At 51.6% G+C, this 6,282-nt stretch carries 7 protein-coding genes; 5 read left to right on the forward strand and 2 right to left on the reverse strand.

Annotated elements, in window-relative coordinates; translation table 11 throughout:
* Nucleotides 1-3: 3 nt before the first annotated feature.
* Genes LMED105_RS13800 through LMED105_RS13810 form a run of 3 tightly spaced genes read left to right on the forward strand, consistent with a single transcriptional unit; the run spans nucleotide 4 to nucleotide 3,060 of the window.
* Complete coding sequence (locus tag LMED105_RS13800) at nucleotides 4-1,260, forward strand: glutamate-5-semialdehyde dehydrogenase (protein ID WP_008252414.1); 1,257 nt, start codon at nucleotides 4-6, stop codon at nucleotides 1,258-1,260.
* Between the two features lie 27 nt (nucleotides 1,261-1,287).
* On the forward strand, nucleotides 1,288-1,719 hold the full coding sequence (locus LMED105_RS13805) for a CopD family protein (protein ID WP_008252415.1): 432 nt from the start codon (nucleotides 1,288-1,290) through the stop codon (nucleotides 1,717-1,719).
* Nucleotides 1,720-1,734: 15 nt separating this feature from the next.
* Complete coding sequence (locus LMED105_RS13810; protein ID WP_008252417.1) at nucleotides 1,735-3,060, forward strand: class I SAM-dependent RNA methyltransferase; 1,326 nt, start codon at nucleotides 1,735-1,737, stop codon at nucleotides 3,058-3,060.
* Between the two features lies 1 nt (nucleotide 3,061).
* On the opposite strand, the gene LMED105_RS13815 is transcribed toward LMED105_RS13810, so the two are convergent.
* Complete coding sequence (locus LMED105_RS13815; protein WP_008252419.1) at nucleotides 3,062-3,550, reverse strand: glutathione peroxidase; 489 nt, start codon at nucleotides 3,548-3,550, stop codon at nucleotides 3,062-3,064.
* Nucleotides 3,551-3,607: 57 nt separating this feature from the next.
* Nucleotides 3,608-4,642 (reverse strand): type IV pilus twitching motility protein PilT, encoded by a 1,035-nt coding sequence (locus LMED105_RS13820; protein ID WP_008252421.1) that lies wholly within the window; start codon nucleotides 4,640-4,642, stop codon nucleotides 3,608-3,610.
* A gap of 39 nt (nucleotides 4,643-4,681) precedes the next feature.
* Between LMED105_RS13820 and LMED105_RS13825 the strand changes: the two genes are divergently transcribed.
* Nucleotides 4,682-5,395, forward strand: a complete 714-nt coding sequence (locus tag LMED105_RS13825; protein ID WP_008252423.1) for a YggS family pyridoxal phosphate-dependent enzyme — start codon at nucleotides 4,682-4,684, stop codon at nucleotides 5,393-5,395.
* A gap of 15 nt (nucleotides 5,396-5,410) precedes the next feature.
* Entirely contained in the window at nucleotides 5,411-6,217 is an 807-nt protein-coding gene (proC, locus tag LMED105_RS13830) for a pyrroline-5-carboxylate reductase (RefSeq protein WP_008252425.1), read from the forward strand.
* The last annotated feature ends 65 nt before the right edge of the window (nucleotides 6,218-6,282 follow it).

Here is a 6,282-nt window from a genome sequence, read left to right on the forward strand (position 1 = left end):
AACATGAGTATCGAACAACAAATTCTGGCCATCGGCAAAAAGGCCCGCGCAGCCGCTGTTTACATGGCCAAAGCCAACACGCACGCCAAAAATACTGCGCTGCTTGAAACAGCCAAGCTGATTCGGGCCAACAAGGCTGCGTTAACCGAGGCGAATCAAGCCGACATGGCTCAGGCTCAATCGAATGGCCTGGACGCCGCATTGCTGGATCGTTTGGCTTTGAGTGACAAGGCCATCGAAACCATGGCCGAAGGCCTGGAACAAATTGCCCAGCTGCCTGACCCGATCGGCGAGATGACTGACTTCAAGAACCGCCCCTCCGGCATTCAAGTTGGAAAAATGCGCGTGCCGCTGGGCGTCATTGGCATTATTTATGAAAGTCGCCCGAATGTAACCGTGGATGCGGCCGGCCTGTGCATCAAATCAGGCAACAGCACCATTTTGCGCGGCGGCTCTGAGGCATTCCGGTGCAACCAGGCCCTGGCAGCGATCGTTGCTCAAGGTTTGGAAGCAGCGGGCCTGCCAGCGGATGCTGTGCAGGTTATTGACACCACCGACCGCGCTGCTGTGGGCACATTGATCACCATGACTGAGTACGTTGACGTGATTGTTCCCCGTGGCGGCAAAGGTCTGATTGAGCGTATTTCCCGCGATGCCAAAGTGCCTGTGATCAAGCACCTCGACGGCATTTGCCATGTATTCATTGATGAGTCTGCAAACCTCACGCATGCAGTCAATATTGCAGAGAACGCGAAAACCCATCGCTACGGCACCTGCAACACCATGGAAACCCTGCTGGTTCACACCCATGTGGCCAAGCCAGCGTTGGCGGAACTTGCGCAGCGTTATGCAGCCAAAGGTGTTGAGCTGCGTGGCTGCAAACGCACCATGGCACTGTTGCCCAGCGTGAAAGCGGCTTCTGAGGAAGACTGGAGCACTGAATATTTGGCGCCTATTTTGTCGATCAAGGTGGTCGACAGTCTTGATGAAGCCATTGCGCACATCAACCACTATGGCTCGCATCACACCGACAGCATCGTGACTGAAAACCACGGACACGCCATGCGCTTCATTCGTGAAGTGGATTCAGCCTCTGTCATGGTGAATGCCTCTACCCGTTTCGCAGACGGGTTTGAGTATGGCCTGGGTGCTGAAATCGGTATTTCAACCGACAAAATTCATGCGCGTGGCCCGGTAGGCCTTGAAGGCCTGACCAGCCAAAAGTACGTGGTGTTTGGCCACGGTGAAACAAGAAACTGATTGATTCAAAACTAACTGGAGCAGTACATGGACGGTTACCTTTGGGTGAAAGCCTTTCACATTTTGTTTGTCGCTTCCTGGTTCGCAGGTTTGTTTTACCTGCCCAGAATTTTCGTGAACATGGCCATGGAAACAGAGCCCGCCGCCACAGCACGCCTGCTGCAAATGGCGAAAAAGCTTTACAAGTTCATGACCCTTTTGGCGATTCCTGCCTTGTTACTTGGTTTTGCGCTGGTGGGGGTATACCAAATTGGCGTGGGTGGACAAAGCGGCTGGCTACACGCGAAAATTTTCGTTGTTTTCGCGATTGCCGGTTACCACTACAGTTGTGGCCGCATTCTTCGCAAATTTGAAGCAGGCCAAAATACCCGCAGTCACACCTATTTCCGATGGTTCAATGAAGTACCTGTGGTACTCATGGCCATTGCCATCATTCTGGTGGTTGTTAAACCTTTCTAATTTTTAAAGTAATTCATGCCCTATTCAAACCCGAATCATTCCAAGCCGAACAACGCCGGCAAACCCGCCGGTCAGCAACACAACTCCACCAAACAGAGTGTGTTCAACTGCTTTGCAAGCTGCCCGCGTGGTCTGGAAGAAATTCTGGTCGCTGAACTGGAAAGCATGGGTGCTCAAAAAACCCGCGCAGTCACTGGTGGTTGTACATTCGAGGCCAGCTGGCGCCAAGCCACCCGCATGACCTACTGGACACGGTTTGCAGGCCGCATCGGGCTTGAACTGGCACGAGGAGAGTGCACCAGCGAAGATGAGTTCTATCACATTGCCAAATCTGTTGATTGGCACAACTGGTTCAAGCTTTCCAACACCTTCCGCGTGGATTTGAACAACCTGGGTGCTGACATTCAAAGTGTTCGCTTCACCCAACTTCGCTTGAAAGATGCAGTGTGCGATGCATTTCTCGAACGTTTCGATGAACGCCCGAATATCAGCGTTGAAGCACCCGATGTACGAATTTTCGCAGCCATTAACCCCACTGAAGCCATGGTGTACATCGATCTGGCTGGTGAAAACCTATTCAAGCGCGGCTGGCGCGAAGAAGCTGGCGTGGCACCCTTGAAAGAAAACCTGGCTGCCGGTTTGTGGCACATTGCGCGCCAAAGCGAAGCTGGCAAAAATGCCGATGTGTTTCTGGATCCATTTTGCGGCAGTGGTACTTTGGTGATCGAATCACTGTCCCAGCTGTGCGATCGTGCCCCGGGCCTGGAGCGGGCATTTGCTTTTGAAAACCTGAAACCCTTCACCCCCGAGTGGGGCAAAGAACTTCAAGAAGACGCCAATCGCCGCTTCAATGCAGGATTGGACAAAGCGCTCACCACACCTTATTTCCAATGGTACGCCAGCGATATCACTGAACTGTTGATTGACATTGCCCAGGAAAATCTGGCGCGTGCCGGTTTCGAAGAACTTCTGGACGCGGGTATTGTTCAGTTCGCGCAGCGCGATGCCCTCACCGTAGAACCTCCGTCACCAAGCGGCATTGTGTTCAGCAATCCACCCTACGGCGAACGTGTGCGCGCCAAAGGTGCAGATGTACCCGAAGATGAGGCCTATGAGCGACTGTTCAAGGCCTACGGCGATCATCTGAAAATGAATTTTTCCGGCTGGACCGCATTTTTGTTCTCCGGCGATCTGGAAATCAAGAAAACGCTGGGACTCAGCCCCAAGCGCAAACGCCCCTTGTTCAACGGACCCATTGAATGCCGCCTGTTTGAAATTCCGTTGACCCGTGGGGTGTATCGACCACGGGCAACCTCGGAACAACCGCCAGAAGAAAGCTAAATCACTCTGCCAACAGCTTGGCAATGTCGGCTTTCAAATCAGCGGGCTTGGTGGTGGGAGCGTAGCGGTCGTAAACCTCACCATTCTTGCGCACCAAAAATTTTGTGAAATTCCACTTGATGGCCTCGGTGCCTAAAATGCCTTTGGCCTGAGAAGTCAGATACTTGAACAAGGGGTGTGCATCGCTGCCTTTCACATCCACCTTTTCCGCCATCAAAAAATCAACGCCGTAATTTTTCTGGCAAAAACTGGCAATCACTTCTTCAGTGCCGGGCTCTTGTCCACCAAACTGATTGCAGGGAAAACCAATAATCACCAAACCTTTCTGGCCTAATTCTGTGTGCAATTCCTGCAAACCTTCGTACTGCGGGGTAAAGCCACACTTGCTGGCTGTATTCACAATCAACAGTACCTTGCCCTGAAAATCAGCCAGGCTCAGCGGCTTACCATCGAGGGTTTTGCTTGAAAACTCGTACACATTGCTTGCCATGGGAAGTGCCTTCCAAATATTTAATGAAAAACAAGTTTACCCGCAAACCTGAATGGCTCAAGGTTGGTTGGATCCCGAAATAACGCTCATCGCCACTTCTCGAGTAATCTTTCCAGTCATCAAAAGCCGTTGTACCGCCTGCTCCATGGTCTGCATCCCGTGCTGCGAACCCGTTTGAATTGACGACAACATTTGTGCCACCTTGCCCTCGCGAATCAGATTCCGAATCGGTGGTGTAGCCATCATGATTTCATGTGCAGCCACGCGCCCACCCCCTTGCTTTTTCAACAAGGTTTGGCAGATCACAGCACGCAACGATTCCGACAACATGGCGCGCACCATACTTTTATCGGTCGATGGAAATGCATCAATAATGCGATCGATGGTTTTTGGGGCAGAAGAAGTGTGCAAAGTGGCAAACACCAAGTGTCCGGTTTCAGCGGCGGTCAATGCCAATTGAATTGTTTCAAGATCACGCATTTCCCCCACCAGAATCACGTCCGGATCCTCTCGCAGGGCGGAGCGCAAAGCGGCACCAAATGAATGGGTGTGTTCACCCAACTCGCGTTGGTTTATCACACAGTTCATCGGCGTGTGTGTAAACTCAATCGGATCTTCAATGGTCAAAATATGCGCCTTTTGGTTGCGGTTTACATCATCCACCATTGCAGCCAAAGTGGTGCTTTTGCCCGAGCCGGTGGGGCCAGTAACCAGAACCAGTCCATTGGGTTCACGCGCAATTTGACGAAACACGGCGGGTGCCTCAAGCTCTTCCAGCGTTTTTACACGGCTGGGTACCACGCGAAATGCTGCCGCTGCTCCCCTGCACTGCATAAACGCATTCACACGAAACCGTGAAAGTCCTTCGATCGAAAAACTGTAATCACATTCATGCGACTGCTCCCAGCCTTGCCATTGCGCCTCTGTCATTGATCCCTGAATCAATCGGTAAATCTCGCGATGCCCCAAAACAGAGTCGCTTAATCTGCGCATTTCACCATTCACACGAATCATCGGCGGCATGTCTGCCGACAAATGCAAATCCGATGCATGTTCCTCCACAGCCCAGGTCAACAATTCGGTCAGTGTCATGTGGCTATAATCTCCTTTTAAGCATTGAATTGATGCACCATGAGCCGAGCCACACAATTGGCTGACATTCAAAGCCGGATTGAAAACGCATGCAGCAAAGCTGGTCGACCCGGTTCGGCTGTGAAGCTGCTGGCGGTCAGTAAAACTTTTCCCTTGAGTGACATCCTTGAGTTTTACAACTGTGGACAAACTGCTTTTGGTGAAAATTACCTGCAGGAAGCCTTGGATAAAATCACCCAGCTGGCTGATCACCCCAATGCGCAAACAATCAATACCAACCTTGAATGGCATTTCATTGGCCCCATTCAAAGCAACAAAACAAAACCGATTGCGGAAAATTTTTCATGGGTGCACAGCGTTGATCGCTTGAAAATTGCACAAAGATTGTCGGATCAACGACCCGACAAGCTGGGACCGCTGAATGTGCTGGTGCAAATCAACACCTCCGGCGAAGACAGTAAATCGGGAGTCAATGCAGAACAGACCGCCGATTTGTGCCTACAAATTCAAAGTCTGAAGAATATTGCACTGCGCGGCCTGATGACCATTCCCAGCAACACAGACAACGTGGATCAATTGAAAGCCGAATTCTTAAAGTGCAAGTTGATCTTCGATTCACTCAACTCCAAAGGTTTGCGCATGGACACGCTTTCAATGGGTATGTCTGCAGACCTGGAACTGGCGATTGAATGCGGCTCAAGCTGCGTGCGCGTGGGCTCAGCCTTGTTCGGTGCACGCAACTATTCGAAATAAATATACGGAATCACTATGCAGAACACTCTATTCATTGGCGGCGGCAATATGGCTTTCGCCATTCTTGGCGGATTAATTGGCAGCGGCGTATCGGCCAGCACATTTCATGTGGTGGATCCCAGCCCTGAGGCAGCAGCAAAAATGTCCACTTTGAACATTCAATGCACCACCGACTGGCCAAGCGATTTCACCCCGGAAATCGTGGTGCTTGCGGTAAAACCCCAAATGATGCAAAGCGTACTGAATAATCAGGCTGCCCATTTGAGCAGGGCGCTGATAATCAGCATTGCCGCAGGTGTCAGCGTGGCTCAAATACAGAACTGGAGCCAACAGGGTAATGCACGCGTGGTGCGCTGCATGCCCAATACACCCGCCTTGGTATCGCAGGGTATCTCAGGACTGTTTTTCACCTCGAATTGTTCCGTCGAAGATCGCAACATCGCCCAGCAAATTTTCAGCAGTTGCGGCGAAGTACTGGTATTAAACGAGGAAGATGAAATCAACGCAGTCACAGCCATTTCAGGCAGTGGTCCTGGCTATGTGTTTTTTCTGATGGAAGCATTGGCAGAGGCCGCGAAAAACCTGGGATTCAATGAATCACAAGCCAACCTGTTGGTGAGCCAGACCTTTTTGGGCGCAGCCACGCTGGCCAAGCAGTCGGATGATTCATTTGCCACCCTGCGAGAGAAGGTCACCAGCAAAGGAGGCACCACCTTTGCCGGCCTGGAACAGTTGCGCGCACTCGGCGTTCAAGACGCCATCAAAAGCGCAGCCAAGGCGGCGTGTACACGTGCGGTTGAGCTACAAAAAGGTGCCAAGTAAACGCCCTTAAAGATACTCAAAGACCAAACCCGCAAACAGCGCGGCCCCAAGCCAATTGTTGTGAA

Source organism: Limnobacter sp. MED105, assembly GCF_000170915.1.
GTDB lineage: Bacteria > Pseudomonadota > Gammaproteobacteria > Burkholderiales > Burkholderiaceae_B > Limnobacter.